The organism is Anaerobacillus sp. QJM3NY_17 (genome assembly GCF_056173665.1).
In genome coordinates, this window is record NZ_CM149685.1 from 3,951,584 (window position 1) to 3,969,442 (window position 17,859).

At 38.3% G+C, this 17,859-nt stretch carries 17 protein-coding genes and 2 pseudogenes; 9 read left to right on the forward strand and 10 right to left on the reverse strand.

All coding sequences use genetic code 11. From position 1 onward, the window contains the following. On the forward strand, nt 1-1,356 hold the full coding sequence (locus tag AC0VYV_RS20220; RefSeq protein WP_475366045.1) for a four-carbon acid sugar kinase family protein: 1,356 nt from the start codon (nt 1-3) through the stop codon (nt 1,354-1,356). Between the two features lie 346 nt (nt 1,357-1,702). On the opposite strand, the gene AC0VYV_RS20225 is transcribed toward AC0VYV_RS20220, so the two are convergent. After that, nucleotides 1,703-2,077: an immunity 22 family protein gene (locus AC0VYV_RS20225; RefSeq protein WP_475374171.1), complete on the reverse strand. Its 375-nt coding sequence runs from the start codon at nt 2,075-2,077 to the stop codon at nt 1,703-1,705. A 12-nt stretch (nt 2,078-2,089) separates the two neighbouring features. Then, a pseudogene (locus AC0VYV_RS20230) lies at nt 2,090-2,355 on the reverse strand (T7SS effector LXG polymorphic toxin); the annotation flags it as partial. Nucleotides 2,356-2,439: 84 nt separating this feature from the next. Here AC0VYV_RS20230 and AC0VYV_RS20235 point away from each other — a divergent pair. Next, nucleotides 2,440-2,616, forward strand: a pseudogene (locus tag AC0VYV_RS20235) (IS5/IS1182 family transposase); the annotation flags it as partial. Between the two features lie 88 nt (nt 2,617-2,704). On the opposite strand, the gene AC0VYV_RS20240 reads toward AC0VYV_RS20235, so the two are convergent. The 5 genes from AC0VYV_RS20240 to AC0VYV_RS20260 all read right to left on the reverse strand — a co-directional run bounded on the left by AC0VYV_RS20240 (nt 2,705) and on the right by AC0VYV_RS20260 (nt 6,259). Continuing rightward, the gene (locus tag AC0VYV_RS20240) at nt 2,705-2,860 is read right to left on the reverse strand and encodes a hypothetical protein (protein WP_475366046.1); all 156 of its coding nucleotides are present in this window, start codon (nt 2,858-2,860) and stop codon (nt 2,705-2,707) included. A 277-nt stretch (nt 2,861-3,137) separates the two neighbouring features. Beyond that, nucleotides 3,138-3,620, reverse strand: a complete 483-nt coding sequence (locus AC0VYV_RS20245; protein WP_475366047.1) for an immunity protein YezG family protein — start codon at nt 3,618-3,620, stop codon at nt 3,138-3,140. Between the two features lie 4 nt (nt 3,621-3,624). Beyond that, nucleotides 3,625-5,514, reverse strand: a complete 1,890-nt coding sequence (locus tag AC0VYV_RS20250) for a T7SS effector LXG polymorphic toxin (protein WP_475374172.1) — start codon at nt 5,512-5,514, stop codon at nt 3,625-3,627. 20 nt (nt 5,515-5,534) lie between these two features. Then, nucleotides 5,535-5,831, reverse strand: a complete 297-nt coding sequence (locus tag AC0VYV_RS20255; RefSeq protein ID WP_475374173.1) for a YwqI/YxiC family protein — start codon at nt 5,829-5,831, stop codon at nt 5,535-5,537. Further along, the gene (locus AC0VYV_RS20260) at nt 5,831-6,259 is read right to left on the reverse strand and encodes a hypothetical protein (RefSeq protein WP_475374174.1); all 429 of its coding nucleotides are present in this window, start codon (nt 6,257-6,259) and stop codon (nt 5,831-5,833) included. The genes AC0VYV_RS20255 and AC0VYV_RS20260 overlap by 1 nt, the downstream gene beginning before the upstream one ends. A 241-nt stretch (nt 6,260-6,500) precedes the next feature. Between AC0VYV_RS20260 and AC0VYV_RS20265 the strand changes: the two genes are divergently transcribed. Both AC0VYV_RS20265 and AC0VYV_RS20270 read left to right on the forward strand, forming a co-directional pair. Further along, complete coding sequence (locus tag AC0VYV_RS20265; protein ID WP_475374175.1) at nt 6,501-7,295, forward strand: nucleotidyltransferase domain-containing protein; 795 nt, start codon at nt 6,501-6,503, stop codon at nt 7,293-7,295. Between the two features lie 606 nt (nt 7,296-7,901). After that, nucleotides 7,902-8,102: a hypothetical protein gene (locus AC0VYV_RS20270; RefSeq protein WP_475374176.1), complete on the forward strand. Its 201-nt coding sequence runs from the start codon at nt 7,902-7,904 to the stop codon at nt 8,100-8,102. Between the two features lie 213 nt (nt 8,103-8,315). On the opposite strand, the gene AC0VYV_RS20275 is transcribed toward AC0VYV_RS20270, so the two are convergent. Further along, on the reverse strand, nt 8,316-9,092 hold the full coding sequence (locus AC0VYV_RS20275) for a transposase (protein ID WP_475374177.1): 777 nt from the start codon (nt 9,090-9,092) through the stop codon (nt 8,316-8,318). Between the two features lie 713 nt (nt 9,093-9,805). Between AC0VYV_RS20275 and AC0VYV_RS20280 the strand changes: the two genes are divergently transcribed. The 4 genes from AC0VYV_RS20280 to istB all read left to right on the forward strand — a co-directional run bounded on the left by AC0VYV_RS20280 (nt 9,806) and on the right by istB (nt 13,645). Then, nucleotides 9,806-10,987, forward strand: coding sequence for a hypothetical protein (locus AC0VYV_RS20280; protein WP_475374178.1), 1,182 nt, complete (start codon nt 9,806-9,808; stop codon nt 10,985-10,987). A 366-nt stretch (nt 10,988-11,353) separates the two neighbouring features. After that, a complete protein-coding gene (locus AC0VYV_RS20285; RefSeq protein ID WP_475374179.1) occupies nt 11,354-11,893 on the forward strand; it encodes a hypothetical protein in 540 nt (179 codons plus the stop codon). Further along, nucleotides 11,868-12,893, forward strand: coding sequence for a Mu transposase domain-containing protein (locus tag AC0VYV_RS20290; RefSeq protein WP_475374180.1), 1,026 nt, complete (start codon nt 11,868-11,870; stop codon nt 12,891-12,893). The genes AC0VYV_RS20285 and AC0VYV_RS20290 overlap by 26 nt, the downstream gene beginning before the upstream one ends. Further along, nucleotides 12,890-13,645, forward strand: a complete 756-nt coding sequence (istB, locus tag AC0VYV_RS20295) for an IS21-like element helper ATPase IstB (protein WP_206889188.1) — start codon at nt 12,890-12,892, stop codon at nt 13,643-13,645. The genes AC0VYV_RS20290 and istB overlap by 4 nt, the downstream gene beginning before the upstream one ends. A 145-nt stretch (nt 13,646-13,790) precedes the next feature. Here istB and AC0VYV_RS20300 read toward each other — a convergent pair whose 3' ends face one another. Together AC0VYV_RS20300 and AC0VYV_RS20305 are read right to left on the reverse strand one after the other, a co-directional pair. Further along, nucleotides 13,791-15,878 carry an SA1320 family protein gene (locus AC0VYV_RS20300; RefSeq protein WP_475374181.1) on the reverse strand — a complete coding sequence of 696 codons (2,088 nt, stop codon included), beginning with the start codon at nt 15,876-15,878 and terminating at the stop codon, nt 13,791-13,793. Nucleotides 15,879-15,907: 29 nt separating this feature from the next. Beyond that, nucleotides 15,908-16,792, reverse strand: a complete 885-nt coding sequence (locus AC0VYV_RS20305) for a DUF1672 family protein (protein ID WP_475374182.1) — start codon at nt 16,790-16,792, stop codon at nt 15,908-15,910. 685 nt (nt 16,793-17,477) lie between these two features. On the opposite strand from AC0VYV_RS20305, the gene AC0VYV_RS20310 reads away from it, so the two are divergent. Continuing rightward, nucleotides 17,478-17,723 carry a hypothetical protein gene (locus AC0VYV_RS20310; RefSeq protein WP_475374183.1) on the forward strand — a complete coding sequence of 82 codons (246 nt, stop codon included), beginning with the start codon at nt 17,478-17,480 and terminating at the stop codon, nt 17,721-17,723. Nucleotides 17,724-17,859: the final 136 nt, after the last annotated feature.

A 17,859-nucleotide genomic window follows, 5' to 3' on the forward strand; every position in this document is an offset into this window, starting at 1 on the left:
ATGGACAGGAAAATAATTGTCTTAGACGATGATCCAACCGGAGTTCAAACCATTCACAATCTTTCCGTATATACCTGCTGGGATATTAATTCCGTTAGGGAAGGTTTTAATGAATCTGAGGAAATGTTTTTTATTTTAACTAATTCAAGGAGTTTTTCAAAAGAAAAAACGATTAAAACACATCAAGAAATAGCTAAAAATATCGTTAAGGTTTCGAAAGAAAGTGGCAAAGAGTTTGTAATTATTTGTAGAGGAGACTCCACTCTTCGCGGCCATTATATCTTGGAGATGGATATTATCTCTGCGACTATTAGAGAGTTAACAGGACGCGAAATGGATGGACAAATCATTTGTCCAAGCTTTTTTGAGGGCGGACGTATCACGATTGACAATGTTCATTATTTAAAAGAAAATGATAAATTAGTTCCTATAGCAGAAACTGAATTTTCCAAGGATAAGACCTTTGGTTATTACCATTCGCACCTTGGATTGTATATCGAGGAAAAAACCAATGGACTATATAAAGAGAATGAGTGTATGTATATTGATCATAAAGAATTGAAAAAAGCAAACATATATCCATTAATGAATAAACTAGATTCCATATCAAATGAAAAAAAAGTAATTGTGAATGCCACTGAGTATAGTCAGTTAGAATTTTTTTGTGAATCGTTGCGACTGTCCCTTGCAAACAAGAAAAATTTCATCATCAGATCTGCAGCTTCTTTTGTTAAAGTGTTTGGAAGAATTCCTGACAAACCATTATTAACAGGTAAGGAATTACTGAATACAAACAATCAAAACGGTGGTTTAATCATCGTTGGCTCTCATGTAGACAAAACAACTAAACAACTGAAAGCACTAATGGATTCAAATCTACCAGTAACTTTTTTGGAATTTAATATTCAAAAAGTGATTAAGCAAAATGAAAAAAAGGTTATTCAAACTATATCAAATCAAGCACAGAATTTAATTCAAAAGGGGCAGAATGTAGTTATCTTTACAAGCAGAGAAGTATTTATATCGAAGGATATGGACGATGAGGACCTATTAGAAATTTCCGTTCAAATATCCAATGCCCTTAGTAGTATTGTAATGAAGCTTGAAAGCACACCTTCTTTTATTATTGCCAAGGGAGGAATTACCTCTAGTGACATAGCCAAAAAGGGCTTAAACGTAAAAAAAGCTCAAGTTCTAGGTCAAATAAAGAAAGGAGTACCAGTTTGGATCACTGGAATTGAAAGCAAATTCCCCAACTTCCCATATATCATCTTCCCTGGCAACATTGGAGAAGATTCCTACCTTAAAGACATTATCGAAGAACTCGGGAAGAGGGAGACACCTACTTCATACTAAACTATAACCTATAAATTAGACACTATGAATAACGTTCTCTCTTGAATTGCAATCTATAATATAGATAGTTGAAACCTTCAGGGGGGGTTCGAGACCACTCATAAAGGCTAAGCGAGAACACCTGGGGGACAAAGGGACAGATACATTGGCCCAGCAATTATCTAATAAAACAACTTTGCAGATTTGATCATAAACATTCTACAATTACTAAAGAATGACTGTATCGCTTCTATACTAACTCCGAGATTCCCGGTGGGACGAGGTACCTGTCCCCATAGCCGTGTAAAACAAGACTGAAGACATCACTAACGGGACTGGGGACCTGTCCCCACGTCCCTTAATATTCTCACTCATAATTTGTAGTAGTTATAAAATCAAAAGCTCCGGCTGAAGTAATTTCATTGTTATATTCAAAATTATATATGAGAATTACTGCATTATATGATTTTTCCAATTTTATATTTCCCATGAGTTTCGGAATAATAATCTCTTCATATGAACACCCACTTAACAAAGTAGAGATATCACTACTTCTTTTTTTATAGTTTACTTTTTCTATAGTATCCTCATCTGTATCATCCCTATCAATATTAAAGTCAATAAAAAACTGGGAGGAGACGGATTCACCATCCTCATCATAAGTTATATCCAAATAATCTCCTACGGAGTGATTTTCTTCAATATTACCTAACCAAACTGAAACCCATCCCTGATTTTCCATTATATTATCCTCCTAGTTTAATCTAAGACCTTTTGGTAAAGCCATAACCCCACCTTCAAGTCTGTAATTAGCCCAATTATTAAGTCGTCTAACAAATGTATTATAGTCGTTGGAAGTATCTATAATTGTAATTAATTCATTATGCGCTTTAGTTGAACCAATCCTCCATGAACACCGCTTGGATTGACAAAGTTAACATCAGATATTGCCGTTCTTAAATCTTTAATTTCTTCAGCACTAATATTCCAATACTTAAATTGAGGTGCCCTTGGGTACAGCGGGACAGGTACCTTGTCCCAGCAAATATAAAACAAGACTGAAGACATCACTAACGGGACGGGTGACCTGTCCCCACGTCCCTTGATGAGTTTAAAGAGAAGTATCGAAAACGAGCTTGTCAGGAATGGAAGAATGGGGAGATGAAGAACTTCCACGGATTAGGTTGTGCCAGGTGGTACAGTCGATTAAGTATGTCTAAACAAGCCAAGTTAACGGCTATAGCCGTTAACTTGAAGAGGATAGGTAAGATCCTATCCTCTAATAAAGCTAAATATGGTATTTTTTACTATTTTATTGGATATGTCCTAAGTCACTGGTTGGGAGGAAAAACCTGTCCCCATGTCCCTCCTAATACCTCGCTTTCCGGTGAGAAGAGGAATCTGTACCTGCTTCCATGTCCCTCCTATATTGGATAGCATAATGTTTAATTAGTTTAGTTGTTTCATCTTTAACGACTTTAATAGTTTGTATATCATTTGGAATAAGTTTGATCGTTTCATTCATTATCTATTCCCCATCAAAATAATATCTTTTTGATAATTTTACCATATAAATAAAAAGGCTTGTCTCAAAATAAAACATTTCATAACAACAAAAAAAGCCCACCAAGCGGATGCATCAGCTAACTCAGCGGGTTTCCTTCATTACTTCTTCAGCGTATAATATTTTGCTTGAACAGATCCAGTGGGACGAGGAACCTGTCCCCATGTCCCCCAGGTCATTTTTTATTAACTGAACTGTTCATATTAAAGGCTACAATTCAATTTGTCCCACACTTTTTTTATTTTTCTTCAAAGGCCGCCATTCTCTTCATTAAGTCTGTATCAAATTGTTCTTTATTTTGATTTACATATTTAAACTCAAAATACTCAATCCGATCTGTAGGACCGAATTCGCTGTTATGCCAGTTAGTGTAGTCAAAATGCACATTCAATTTACCAGACGCATTTAAAATGAATGCAACTGAAAACCACGGTTCTTGATCATTGTCTATAAACACCTGCTGTACCTTAGTAGTAAGTTCAAACAATTTATGAAGTTCTTGATCATATGATTTCTCACTAACATTATATAAATCTGGTATATCATGTGAGTAAACTACTTCATTTTGACTATCAACAGGGATGAAGAAAAAATATACACCGCCCTCATTTCCCTTTACTTCTCCATTGAAATAAACCTCACTCCATTCAACTGGTATCAATTCGTTAAGATGTTGTGCAATTTGTTCATATAAGTTATTTAATTGAAGTTCAAAACTCATAATTTTAACCTCCTGATTGGTTTGATATCTCTAGCCTAACTTGTCTTTTTCCTTCAAATTTGTATTTTATTATAAATATATCTGGCCGCATAGATTTACTAGAATAAATAGGTTGAATTTTAACAGAAACTTTTTTAGGTGGTACCTCTTTTAAGGCATTGGCCCATTCTGTCTCCATATCATACCAAACTCCACCTCTTCTATTAATTTGACTATTTTGAGGTACGAGGTTATCAATATCTGGAGGACCATTAAACTGTGCTCCTATTAAATGGCCACCATCATCGTCTACTAACCTATCATTACCACCTACATTTGCTTGGGCATATTTGTTTCTATCAGCTCTCTTTAAAACAAGCTCAGAGGCTTCTACATTAACAATACGCCCAAGTTCATCAGTAGTATATTTATAATTATCGCTTGTCACATATTTAGTAATTGGCATTAATTTTTTTCTGCCATTTTCGCCTTTTATTATATGTTTTCCAAAATCTATCTCTTTGACTTCTTTAGTTAAATTACCTCTATTATTTCCCTCTGTCCCTTTATCCTTCTTCACACTACTAAGATTAAACGTTTCCCTAGCATTCTTCCCCATATCTCTCACAGTATTATGAGGAATATCTCCAACTCCCGCCAAAGCATAATCCGTTCGCAACGGAACCTTATAATCAAGGACCTTCCGCACAATCTCTTTCATATCCACTCGCGTATTCATCAGTGGACCCTGCACCACTTTTTGATAAGTCTCTTTCATGACTTTCCTTGTAACGTCCGGATGAACACTATGCTTGATGCTGTTCATCTTAGCCGTGCTGCTTTTAGGAACACTCACCTTCGCCCCAGCAACCATCGATGCCAGCCCAAAACTACTCAACCAATGCTCTTTCGAAAAATCATCTTCAGGATTTAACGCGTCTGTCACCAGATCCGCTCCACCACTCGTCAAGTAATTCACAAAATCATACGGTGAATCCATAGCTTTATCAGATCGTTCGTCCATTGCACTAACAGCACCTCTTACCCCCTCGAATAATCCTGAGGTGAGATAATTCCCAAAGTCGTAGAGAGAATCCATTTTCTTTTCGCCACGCTCTTGAAAGCCAGCCCAAAAATCAGTACCAATCTCTTTAAAACTATTAACCGATTCAATAAAAGGATTTTCATTTTCCTCCACAGCCGATTCAACTTCCTGAGAAGTTTGCTCTTTCTTCACGCTAGCCGCTTCCGCTTGACTCGCAGCAATCGCCGAATAAATATCACTCGAATGAAAAGACTCCGCATCGTAGTAGATCGATGAAACCTGATTCCCTTGACTCGAGGCATTCATTAATTCACTGCACAAAGCGGTTAGAACCTGCTCATTGCTTTCCATCATCGTGTATTTACTCGTTAGTTCTTCATCAAATTGTTCAACGCTTTCGATCGTCTTTTCTCGTTTCATCTTTGCTTCATCAAGTTGTTGATCGACTTCGTTTCGAGAAAAAACTTGCAGTGGTTGAATGTCGCTGATGCGATCGAAAATCCGTTGCAGATCTTCCTGTTGATCTGCAATCATTTCTTTAGCTCTATTCTCGCTGTTCGATAGCTCATCTTCTAAAAAAGGAAGCTCAACGGTTTCGTTTTCAAGATTTCTTGACGCAGCCTTTTCAGGAATCTCACTAAAGAATGCAATATTTCGATCAACGAGTTGAATCCATAGACTTAACACATCAAGTTGAGCCTGATAAAAGCCTTTGATCGCATCGGCACCTTTGCCTTTAAGGGCTTCATCAAGTTCAACGATGCTTTGAAATGCTTTTTGTAGGGTAATCAATTGTTCTCTTAGCGTCTCGTATTCCCTTCTTCTTGTCGACATCGTATCAAATAAGGTTGAAGCTTCATAGACTTTCACTTATAACGACTACCCCTTCTTTAAAATCTTGTAATAGCTTCATCCTGCTCTTTAAGTGAATCCACATTCGCTTTCGTATCTTCAAGGTTTTTTTGCACAACCGTCATATAATCCTTCAATAAACTTTGGAGGTTTTGTTCGCGATTGATCCAGGCATCTGTATAGTTCATTTTGTTACGGCCAAGTTGACCTGTTGAAGGTTCTGGTAACGTTAGATGTTGAACGGTATTTTTCGCTTCTTCCAATTTCGTGATCACTTCTGAATAATTAAGTTTAATCTCCGTAGAAGATCCTCCGCCTGAAACGGCTTTATACATCAGAAAATCCTCCCTTTAATATGATTGATTTTCGCTGTTACGTCCTCTGCATAATCTTCACCTTTATGTAACAAAGATTCTGCTTCATGTGCGAGACTCCCTAGAAAGCTAAAGTGACTTTGCTGGGCTTCAAGAGAGTGAATACGTGAATCGATAACCTTTTGGTACAAATCGTACTGTTCATTCCCTATCTGAACCATGGATTGATAGGAAGCCTCTCGATCAGCATCATATTTATCAGAAAGTGGTCCTACCCATTGATCTGATAAATCAGGTCGTCGCAAATTCCGAATTTCCCCGAGCAACACATTTTGCTCACGATTAATTTCAGCTTTCGCTTCTCGTAGACGGCGCAATTGATCCGCTATGTCACTCGCTTTTCCATTTATCAGTCCTTGAAGACTATATAACTCTCCATAAATCCCCATGACTTCACCTCAATTACCTCATTATGAAATCCTCTTCATAAAAGGATTTATCTCGATATCTATCTTACCATTTACCCAATTCAATTTATTTCCAATCTGTTAGTTCCATAAAAAACGAGCATATAGTTGGGGAACTCTACAAGGTGGTTGTACTGATATACCCAGTTAGCAGTTTTTCAGTACAGTAACTCCTGTAGTATCATAATATGGAAACCATAATTTAACTAAGTAGGTGATTTTTATGCAAGACCACATACTAGATGTCATTAAACAAACAGAGATCGATCACGATATTAAAATCCTTTATGCTTGTGAATCGGGGAGTAGAGCGTGGGGTTTTCATTCTAAGGATTCTGATTACGACGTTCGCTTTATCTATATTCATCGAAAAGACTGGTACTTGTCCATTGATCAAGAAAGAGATGTGATCGAAATTCCAATGAGAGATAAAGTCTCCATTCCCGTGGATGATTTAATGGATATGAGCGGTTGGGAACTGACAAAAGCTCTTAAATTATTTCGAAAATCCAATCCCCCTCTCCTTGAGTGGCTACACTCAAATATCGTTTACTACGAATCTTTTTCAACAGCCGAGCAAATGAGAAATTTCGGCGGCGAGATCTTTTCACCTACATCCTGTTTGTACCATTACCTAAACATGGCCAAAGGGAATTTCAGAGAATATCTACAGGGAGATGCGGTTCGGATTAAGAAGTATTTCTATGTTCTTAGACCTGTTCTTGCTGCGAGGTGGATAAAGAAGTATCAGTCGATCCCGCCAATTGGTTTTCACGAACTATTTGAAGATGCAGCTCTGTCATCAGATCTCCATGAAGAGATTACTACATTATTGAAACGTAAAATCGCTGGGGAAGAATTAAATGCTGAGCCGAGAATTGATGTCATTAATTCCTTTTTACAGAAAGAGATTGAGGAATTAGAAGCCTATACAAAAAGTTTAGATTATGAATCAGAGGATCCAACGGAACTGTTAAATGAGCTTTTCAGGAGTACGTTAGAAGAGGTGTGGGGGTAATAGAATATAGAAGCAGTTTGCTTGTTCTATTTAGGGAATTTCTGTGAAATACAGGAAAGCTAGTGAACTACTCATTACTAGAACGAATCTCTTTACCTCTTATATATACCTACAATTAACCTTTCAAATATACCAACCGAACTATTCCAGTGATTCGCATGCTAAAGTAGGGAAAAGGATTTGATAAATATGATGAATATATTAGCTGTTTGTTGCGGTGTTATTGGATTTTTCCTAATCATTAATCTATTTTTTTCATTTTTATATTTGATTAGTAAATCAGCGGGATTAGGATTTTATCGTTGGGCTTCCCATGATGACCTAGAAATTTCAGTAATAGTAACCGCTCCATTATTCGGTTTGACCCAATACGTAGCAAGTCGATTATATGAAAAACACAACTGGTTTAAAGCTAGAATAATTCTTATTCTATACTCCATTTTATTGGTGATACTAGCAATCTTGTTCTTTATTTTGTTTGACCTACTATAAGTAGCTACTTAAAACTAATGACCGAAAGGAGACTACACCTTTAAGTCTTACACTCTATCTGCTGAAGAATACATATTATCATTACTTTTAATAGACAGTGTTCAGGCGGCAGCTTTGATAAAAGATGAGATTTTCGAAGATATTTCTGATAGAGAACTAGAAATTCGTTTAGATAGTGCCACGAATGGATTGCTCTCGAAAGGTTTATTAACGATCGATGAAAATGAGGAAAATGTTGATGAAGGGTTTGAAAAGTTTCTGATAGAGTTAACGAATACACCTCGTGTGAAGCGGTGTCAGATTGCTACTTACTGAATCGTCGGGACGGTTCTACCGAGTCACGCCCTAAAAATCAACGACTGCGAAACACCCAATATTCTTGCCATCTGCCGTTGCGATACCCCTTTGATTCGTTTTAACTCTCTTATCAAGGGATCTCTTCTCTCTTTAGGGAGGCTCTTTACCTGAGCAATTTCCACTACACCAAGACTGCTTCTGAATCTGAATCCGCGGGACGGTTCTCCCGATTCACGCCCTAAAAATCAATGACTGCGAAACACCTAATATTCTTGCCATCTGCCGTTGCGATACCCCTTTGATTCGTTTTAACTCTCTTATCAACGGATCTCTTCTCTCTTTAGGGAGGCTCTTTACCTGAGCAATTTCCACTACACCAAGACTGCTTCTTATGAGGTCTCTCGCTTCATCATCGGTTAATCTTCTTCTTTCATCGTTTACATCTTCTAAACAACAATCTTCAGTGATTCGTTCATTAAACTCCCTAAAATGCCCAGTAGCTAAACGTCTATTATGACCATAGAATTTCAGGATATAATCACAATCTAGCCATTTCGTTTCGGAGTAACCCCGATAATATTCCGCACAACTGCTCCATGGCCAATCATCTACACTCCTAACCATCCGCGCTTTCAATGGATTTTGGTGGATGTAACGCACCACGGTAAGAAGGTATTTGACTGACTCCACATTTTCACTTTTAAACCGATCTTCGAAGAGATGTCCAGATGTACGATATTTAAAATGATAGGTTTGGACAAAACTTATGGCGAGGCGTTTTAACGTAAGTGAGATTTCTTCGTTTCCTTCCTTTAATAGAAGATGGATATGATTGTTCATAAGGCACCAGGCATAGCATTTCATTTCGTACAACAGGGCGTACTTTTCAAGCGCGTTAAGAAATCGAATCCGATCATGATCATCATGAAAAATTTCCTGACGATTGGCTCCTCTAAAAATAACGTGATAAATCGATGTCTTGCTTCTTTTTCTTGCTTCTCGTGGCATAAATATTCTCCCTATTCGATTGGTCGAGGCGGAATCTCTGAATTGATTGTCAGAGCATATTGAATTTGTACACTACTCAAATTAACGGAGACGATTGAGATAGAGGTAGGTAATGCGAGGATGAGATGATTGTCAGAAGAGACGTTTGGGATATAAATCTAGTAGATGAAAAATGAGATCAAAATTTGGAATGAAAATAAGTTAATTAGTGGTAGGTTCATACTTTTGTAAAACGGGGTTAAGATTTGGAGGAAATGAAGTCATGGTACTTAGATAAGAGTTATTAGGGACTTAGGATTTTAATCCATTTACAAGATCACCTCCTGATTATCTCTAGTTCGTTTACATATTCTTTTTGCTTGTGAAATTCCCTTCATCTGTATGTAGATATTTTGATAAATCTGTTTATTCCCAGTTAATCAAACGTTTGTTTAACTAGGCCTTTTTCGCCTCTCTTCCCCCAAAAAGTCGAGTCGCTGCCTAAATACCCAAGACTCACCTTTTGTTCTATCACTCTTATTTCTAGTTTTCATCTTATATTGAATCACACGAACCGTCCCAGCGATGCGCCAGCGATGCGCGCTCCCGCCGATGCTACCTATGCCGCCCATTCCCAGTGATTCTCATTATCTGGTTGACAATGAGAATCATTCTCTATATGCTAATGATGAAATGATAACGATTACTACATAGAAAATAGGGGGAAACCAAACGTGTGGAAGCATAAGATCTTATATTTATTTCTTGCGCTAGGACTTGTTCTAGCTGCTTGCGGACAATCAAACGGTAATTCTGCCAATGAAAGTGCTGCTGATGAAAATTCAGAACAGAATAGCACGGAAAAAGCGGCTGAAGAGAACGGTGAAGAAAAGGAAGAAGATGCTGATTTCATTTCTTCTTTTAATGAAGGGAAAGCAGAGCTTGAGAAAGCTTCTGAAGGTGAAGAAGTTGACTATCAGGCTGTGATTGATCTTTATCATAACGATTTACAACCTCTTGTTGAGCAAAGAGAAGGCGATATGGATCAACAGATCTCTTCTGCTTTAGAAGCTGGAAAATCTGGTGACCTAGATGGCGAAGTTGTGAAACAAATTTACGATAAGCTAATGCAAAAAGTTTTCCATTTAACGGTTAAGCATGAGTTTGACGAAGTGAAAGAAAACTGGGGCAACGCAGAAGAAGTGAACAAAGAGATTGAAGAAGCGAAGGAATACTATGAAGTGTTAAAAGGAACGGTTGAAAAGCGCGACGCTGCATACGATACTTCCATGGTTTCTCAAATCGACGGTGCTTTCAGTGACATGGAAGCCGCTGTAGAAAACGATAATAACCTTCAATTTGTACTCGCTACCCAAATGGTCGATAAAACGTTGATGAAGACGTTCTACCTTGCAACTGGCGCTCTACCTGAAGGATATGCTACAAAAGCAGCGAAGGAAGCAAAAGAGGATCCTGAACACGCTCGTGTAGAACAAGCAGAAGGATGGGCATTCTATCAATCGATCTCAAATTACATCATGAACCACGCTGAAGAAGACGCAGCACTGATCGAGAAGAACTTCAGTCTTGAAAACGATGTGGCAGAGATCGACCCAGAAGCTGTTAACCATGCGTTTATTCGCGGCTTCTCAAAAGTAGCGCTTCATGAATATGAAGAAAGCGAAGAAGAATGGGGAGAAGATAAATCCACGATTACTGCTCTAGAAGGTGCTCTCTTCATCGATATGATTTCAAGCGACATTACGCGCATGGAAGGCGAAGAAGCTTACAACACTCTTTCTGACCATGCCCAGTCTTATCTTGAAGCGGTTAAATCAGATGAAAAAGAAAAGGCAATGGAAGAGCTGAAGGAAATCAAAGAAACGTTGAATACGGTTATTAATAAAGCTGAGTAAATGTGCAAGAATCACCGGGACGGTTCTACTGATTCATTTTCACACATAATTTAAATAAACCAGATGATCTAATCTACTGATTAGATCATCTGGTTTTTCTTTGAGGTTAAAAAAATCAAAGGCGATTTTTCACCTATCCACCAGTAATTTATGAATGAATCATGAGAACCGTCCCGCCGATTCCCTAGCTGAATATTGCATAATAAATGAGCCACTTATGCGCAAAATTAAACCACCAATTGCGGAAGATTGAGCCACCGTATGCGTAATATAGAGCCAAAAACATATTTTCACGATAAATACCTCCGGTATACTTAAGTAACATGCTTAAAAAGCATGACACTTGTGTAGAAGGAGGATTTTTTTATGGTTAATTATCGGAAGATTCTGGGGATGGAGTTCGATGGTATAAGCCAGAGGACGATCAGTTCCAGTACCGGCCACTCGCGAAATACTATTGCTGAAGTTATCCAGCGGGCTAAAGAAAGAGGGTTAAGGGAGTTAGAGGATTCCATGAATAATCAGTGGCTTGGGACTTACTTGTTCCCTGAAAAACAAGCTATTGAAAAGGGATACTGCCCCGTTGATTTTGAGTGGGTTCACAAAGAACTTCAAAAGAAAAATGTCACCCTGACGCTTCTGCATAACGAATATGCCAGTGCAGCTAGAGAAGATGGAAAAGTCCCTTATGCCTATCGAACATTCGCTGAAAAATATGGGAACTTCGCAAAGAAGTATAAGCTAACCATGCCAATCAGAAGAAAGCCAGGCGAGATCTTAGAGGTGGACTGGGCAGGAACGACGCTTAAGATCATAGATAATTTCGACCGGCGAGGTTATACCAGCGTGTGTATTCATTGCAACCCTTCCCTACAGTCAGTTGAGTTATGTAGAGGCATTTCTTGATATGAAATCAACTTCCTGGCTGCGTGCACATATTCATGCATTCGAATATTTTGGAGGCGTTACCGAGGCTTTGGTACCTGATAATTTGAAGACAGGCGTGACTAAGCCCCATCGGGGCGATCCAATGATCAATGAAGCTTACCGGGAATTAGCCGATTACTACCGGGCGGTTGTGGTGCCCAGTCGCGTCAGAAAGCCGAAAGACAAAGCGAGTGTAGAAGGAACTGTCGGATACATATCAAGGCAGATCATTGCATCACTACGAAACTATCAGTGTTTTCATCTAGAGGATTTAAATGCACGAATCTTTGAAAAGCTGGAAGAAATCAATACGATGAATTTCCAAAAGCGCGAGGGTTCTAGGTCCAAAGTGTTTGAAGAAGAGGAGAAGAGCCACCTTCATCCTCTACCTCCAACACGGTTCAAGATGACGGAATGGGCGACTGCCAAAGTTCAACCGAACTACCACGTTCAAGTGGACTATAAGTTCTATTCCGTCCCTTATGAATACGTCCGCGAGGATGTCGATGTCCGAATCACTGCGGATGTAATTGAATTGTACTTTAAAGATGTGCGGATTGCATCCCATCCACGTAAACAAAAAACAGAAGATTCATATACCACAAATCCGGATCACATGCCAGACCACCATCGGCTTTATCTCGATCACAATCCAGAAAACAACCGGAAATGGGCAAGGACTGTCGGACCGAATACGGAACGACTAGTTGAACATATCTTGAAAACAAATGTCGAAAAGAAAGCTTTGAATATATTGAACGGGTTGAGAAGTACAGCCTCTAAAAGAACGGAATCTGAGCTTGAGGAAGCGACCAAGACCTTACTGGAGATATCCTCCCATCCCACTGTTGCCGTTCTTAAAAGTATCTTGGAGAGGCAGAAGAAAAAGCAAGTGAACAAACAGCTAGTTGGAGAACCGCAAACAGAGGACTATGGTTTTACCAGAGGCGCTACCTATTTTGGGAGGGATAAAAAATGATTAACCAAGAAACCTTACGAAAGTTAATGGACATGAAGATGAGTGGAATGGCGGAGTTATATCAACTACAGAATGAAAATAAAGACTTCCAAGGCATGGATTTTGATGATCGTTTTAACCTATTGGTGGATACAGAATATGATCGCAGAAGATCGAATAAGCTGGACCGATTGATTAAACAAGCCACATTTGATGACTCGAGCGCAGCCGTTGAACTGATCGAATATCACGCTGACCGTAAGTTGGATAAGCAGTTAATTTTAGAGCTGGCGTCCGGCACCTATCTTCAGAAGCATCATAATATTATCCTTATGGGCGCTTCAGGCAATGGAAAGACATGGATATCAAATGCTTTCGGCATTCAGGCCTGCCGGCAGTTCTACAAGGTGAAATATATCCGATTGCCCGAATTATTGGATGAACTCGCAGTTGCCAAACATGAGGCAGATGGAAGTTTTCGCAAACTGATTAAAAAGTACAGATCGATTGATTTATTGATATTGGATGAATGGCTCCTGAGTGAGCTGTCTCAAGATCAAGTGCTCCACGTTTTAGAAATTATCGACGCGAGGCTCAAGCGGACTTCTACCATCTTTTGTTCCCAGTTCTCACCCGAAGGGTGGCATTCCAAACTCGGACAAGCCCAGGTAGCTGATGCGATTCTTGACCGGATTGTACATGACTCTTATAAAATAATAATCGATGGCCACATATCAATGCGTGAAAGGCATAGTTTAGTCGCTCCTCGTTGACCATATTAAAGAAGAGAGTCACTAGTGAAATTTACCCGGTGGCTCTCTTCTATGCATTCACTGGCTCCATTCTCCGCAATTGATGGCTCAAAACTTCGCACAAGTGGCTTTTTCGTTCCGCAATACTCACTAGCTTTGCCCCCTGTTAAAAAATCGTCCCTCTCTCAACCTGTGAATGAAACAATTTAAGATTCTCTACCACTTGTTCTGACTCTTCGACAAGGGCTTCCACAGATACTGCTTTTTGATGTGAAAGCTGGTTGATGATATCTGAGAATAATAGAATCATTTCCTCTAAGATTGTGTTCGAACTTAAATTGTACAAGCGAACATCATGATATTTACTAATGTTAAACAGTGCTGTATCAATATAAGGCTTGAAGCGATCGATCAGATCTGGGAAATTGGTTAACAATTGCTGAGTACCTTCTTCAAGTCCTTCCACCATATTTTGTAGTTGCTCTAATGGCGTGAGCGTGATGGAAATGAGCTCATTAATTTGCTCATCAAAGTTACTAAACAAACCTACTAATTTTGCTGGCAAAGAAGAGGTAGCTTGGACGTTAATGAATCGGATTGTTTGAATCAATAGAGTCAATGAATTCCCGAATAAAGAAAGGACACTTTTAATCGCTGATAGAGGCGGAATAATTAACTGCCAAATCGCTTGGATAAATGTCTCCGTTCCTTCTTCTAATACCTTTTCTTTAATCGAGAGGCCATTTGGTAAATAGTGAGAGTCCAGCAAACGTGATTTTTCTACTTTTGATATTTTCCCTATATCTTGAACTTGATTCACTTTAGACTTAATGGAATCCGCTAAAGATAATTCTCGATCGAAAAGGGAAGCTGCCGTTTCTGAGACACTTGTTCCAAAACTCATGATTTGCTGTGACAATAAACCGTTATTTTGGTTAATGATGTCATAATGAGAGGCTAATTCCCCAACCACAGCATCATAAATAAAATCGGTTCCGCCCTCAAATAATTCAGGTAGTTTCTCTTCTCTTATGTAAGTGACATGCTGTATAAGATCTTCAAATGAACTTTCGATCTCATTAATTTTATTGCGAATTTCTCCAAAAATGCTTTCCACACTCACATCCATATTAAGAAGGTGTTCAGCAATTTCTGCTGGGGGGGAATTTAGGAACGCATTCAAGCTTCTAAAACGTTCCTCGGCCATCGTTAACATCGTTCTCATACTATCCAGTTCAAACTGGATAAGGTAACCGGTTGCGGTAATACTTTTTAAGACAGGGGACGAAGTTAGATCCTCCACAAACGTAGAAAACGTTTCTTTCAAATTTGTTACACGTTCTTCAAATTGAGCTCTCTCGTCCTCGACGATACTTACGGAATTCCCAATGTATTCGGAAGAAAGGGATAGACGATTTCCAACCAAATCATAGATTCCTTGATAGAGCGTATTGATCGTATCTGCATTCAATTCGATTCGACTTATATTCCCTCCGTGAAGAGATTCTCCTGTCCAAATACTCGTGACAATGTGTTCATCAGCACCAACGCGAATAAACCCGTAACCGACATCGCCCTTTGTACCAACTTCTACTTGTTGATCCTTCATATCACCTTCTAGATAACCAGTATGGTTAGCACCTAAAAGAAGAGATCCTGTCGGCGTCCCCCCTCCAATCCGATAAACTTTCCCGGGGATACGATCACCAAGATCCAAAGCTTCCTCTCCGTTTGTCAACGGGTCGTATTCCATAAAGTAATTGGTGCTATTTACGTTTAAGTTTGAAGAAGGGATTAGTTCACCAGGTAAAATGGCTGGGTTCAAAGTTACACTTTTAACATCTTGATTTTGTACTGCGATTGAGTTTGCAAGAGCACCTCCGAGGGAGTTTCCAGCTACGTAAGAGATATCGCCGTACTTTCCTTCCATCTGGTCAAAATAGTTTTTTGCATCTTTTAATTGCTGAGGAATATCGGAACCGATTAGTTGAAGATCAGTAAAAACATCTTGTTTGCTTGCTGGATCAGTTCCTACATAAATAACAGCTATTTCCCGTAATTTCGTGTCTTTATTTACTTTTAATACGGTAACAGCATTTAATCCTGATGAAATTATTTTAATTTTATCAATTACTCTATAAGTATTTCCGTTAACATTTAAGGTTTCATTAAGGAAAGGGTTCCGATAAGCGTGAAATCCCGAGAGTTCTACCAAATCTACATCACTGATATTATTAATAGTAATCTTTCCCACACCCCCACTCCTTTCAATAAATCATTGGATTATTCTTTAATAATCTCATCAGGATAAGTTTGTTCTAAACTATTGTCCTTTACATTTTGACCACTGTATTTATCGATTGTATTATCATGTAGAATAAAACCATATTGCCCAGCAGCTAATTCTTCCATTTCAGATAAATCATTTACGATTTCATCAAATATCTCTTTGCTTGGTTCAACATTAGGATCTTCCATATACAATTGAGTGAGAACAGCTACCATCGAAGGATCAACCTTTTCACCTTCTAACATGTTGGCCCACTCTTCTTTTGAGCGGTCAGGGTTATCCATATACGCTTGTAGAAGCTTTTCTTCCACGACTCCGCCATAAATGACTACTTTGTAATAAGGGGTAGTATGATAATTTCCTACACCGTTTTGATTAGCTTCTTCATTAATCCCGACAATTGGATATTCCTTCACTTTTTCCTCTATATACTGATCCAGCTTATTGAATTTATCTTCATTAATCCACGCATACAATCCACTTATGATTGCTGTTTCAACTTGACCTTCTTGAGACCAAACTCCTGAAGAGTCTATTTCTCTAGTTTTTTTGTCAATCGGAATAATGGCGTACGAGTAAAAATGCGGTTGACCAATTGACTCTACAGATACAGATGCACCACCCGTTGCACCAGTAATGTTATGTACCTTTACCTCTGTTTTGTACTCGTCCTTGAAGTACTTCTTGATTGCTCTCTCCACTTCTTCTCTATTTTCTTCAGCGATTTTATCTGTCTCTTCACCATTATCAAGCGTATATTCTTCCCCTGTATAGTCTTGTACTGAAACAAAATATTTGTCCTCTATCATTTCTTCCTCAGTCTTTTTATCTGCTTTTTGTTCTTTCTCTTTTCCAGTCTCATCATTTGAATTAGTCAAAGCAGAACAACCTCCTATAAATAATGCACTACAAAGGATGCCAGTAAGTAAGAAACGTTTTTTAGTCATAAGTAGCTCCTTTTTCAGTTCTTCCTGGTTTTTATTTGTATTAGTTTCTTCCATAATAGATTATAAATGAGATTTATGTGACAGAGTGAATTGGTTACCAATTAATTGAAAACAGTCTGTTTGAACTAATTAGAAGACCTATTAAACGATTCTATTTTACTAGAAAAAGTGAATCTTGATTCTTTTCTTATATACTCCAAGCGCTTTTTACAAATAATTACATATACCCTAATTAAGTACCCTTTTAAAAAAATTCAAACCTAAAAATTGTAAGATTCCCTCTTTGTTACCTTTCTTTATCCAAATCAACTCTGCCATATTGGTTCAAAGTGAATCACCGGGACGGTTCGAGATCAGTGAAAAAGTAATCACTTCACAAAAAACAAGTTATTTAGGGGATACTAAAATATCTCTCCGTATTGCCAACGAGCCTTATAAGCAATTCTAAGGGCTCGTTTTTCTTTCATTAAAACACTTCTTAAAAAAGTTAGACTTTTTCACCAGTCTCGGACCATCCACGCTATTCATAGAAAAATCACTCTACAAGTGTTCTATTAACTTAGTAGTCAAAATAAGATGCGTTGTAGGGACAAAAATCCATATAGGAGGTTTGTTAATGGAATCAGGTACAAATGTAGAAGCTCTCCGTACGTTTGGTTGGATATCATTTTTCGGAGGGTTCATTCTAGCAATTACGTTAATCATTGCCTTGGATCCTCACGGTTGGCTACTCGGTATCGCTTCAATAGTTGGAGGGATTTTTCTTTCTGCTCTAATAATGGGTTTCGCTATGTTGATAGAGAACAGTAGAAGAATACGTAAAACAATTGAAGAATCAAATGGAAACAAGTCAATTACCTAGTAATTCTAAAACATAGAATCAGCTGGTACAGTCCGAGACCAGTGATTCTATGTGTTGATTCCTAATTATCGGAAACTGTTAGAACCTCTTTACTGAAAACTGTTGTATTCTAATTGATATTCAGCAGTTCTACTGA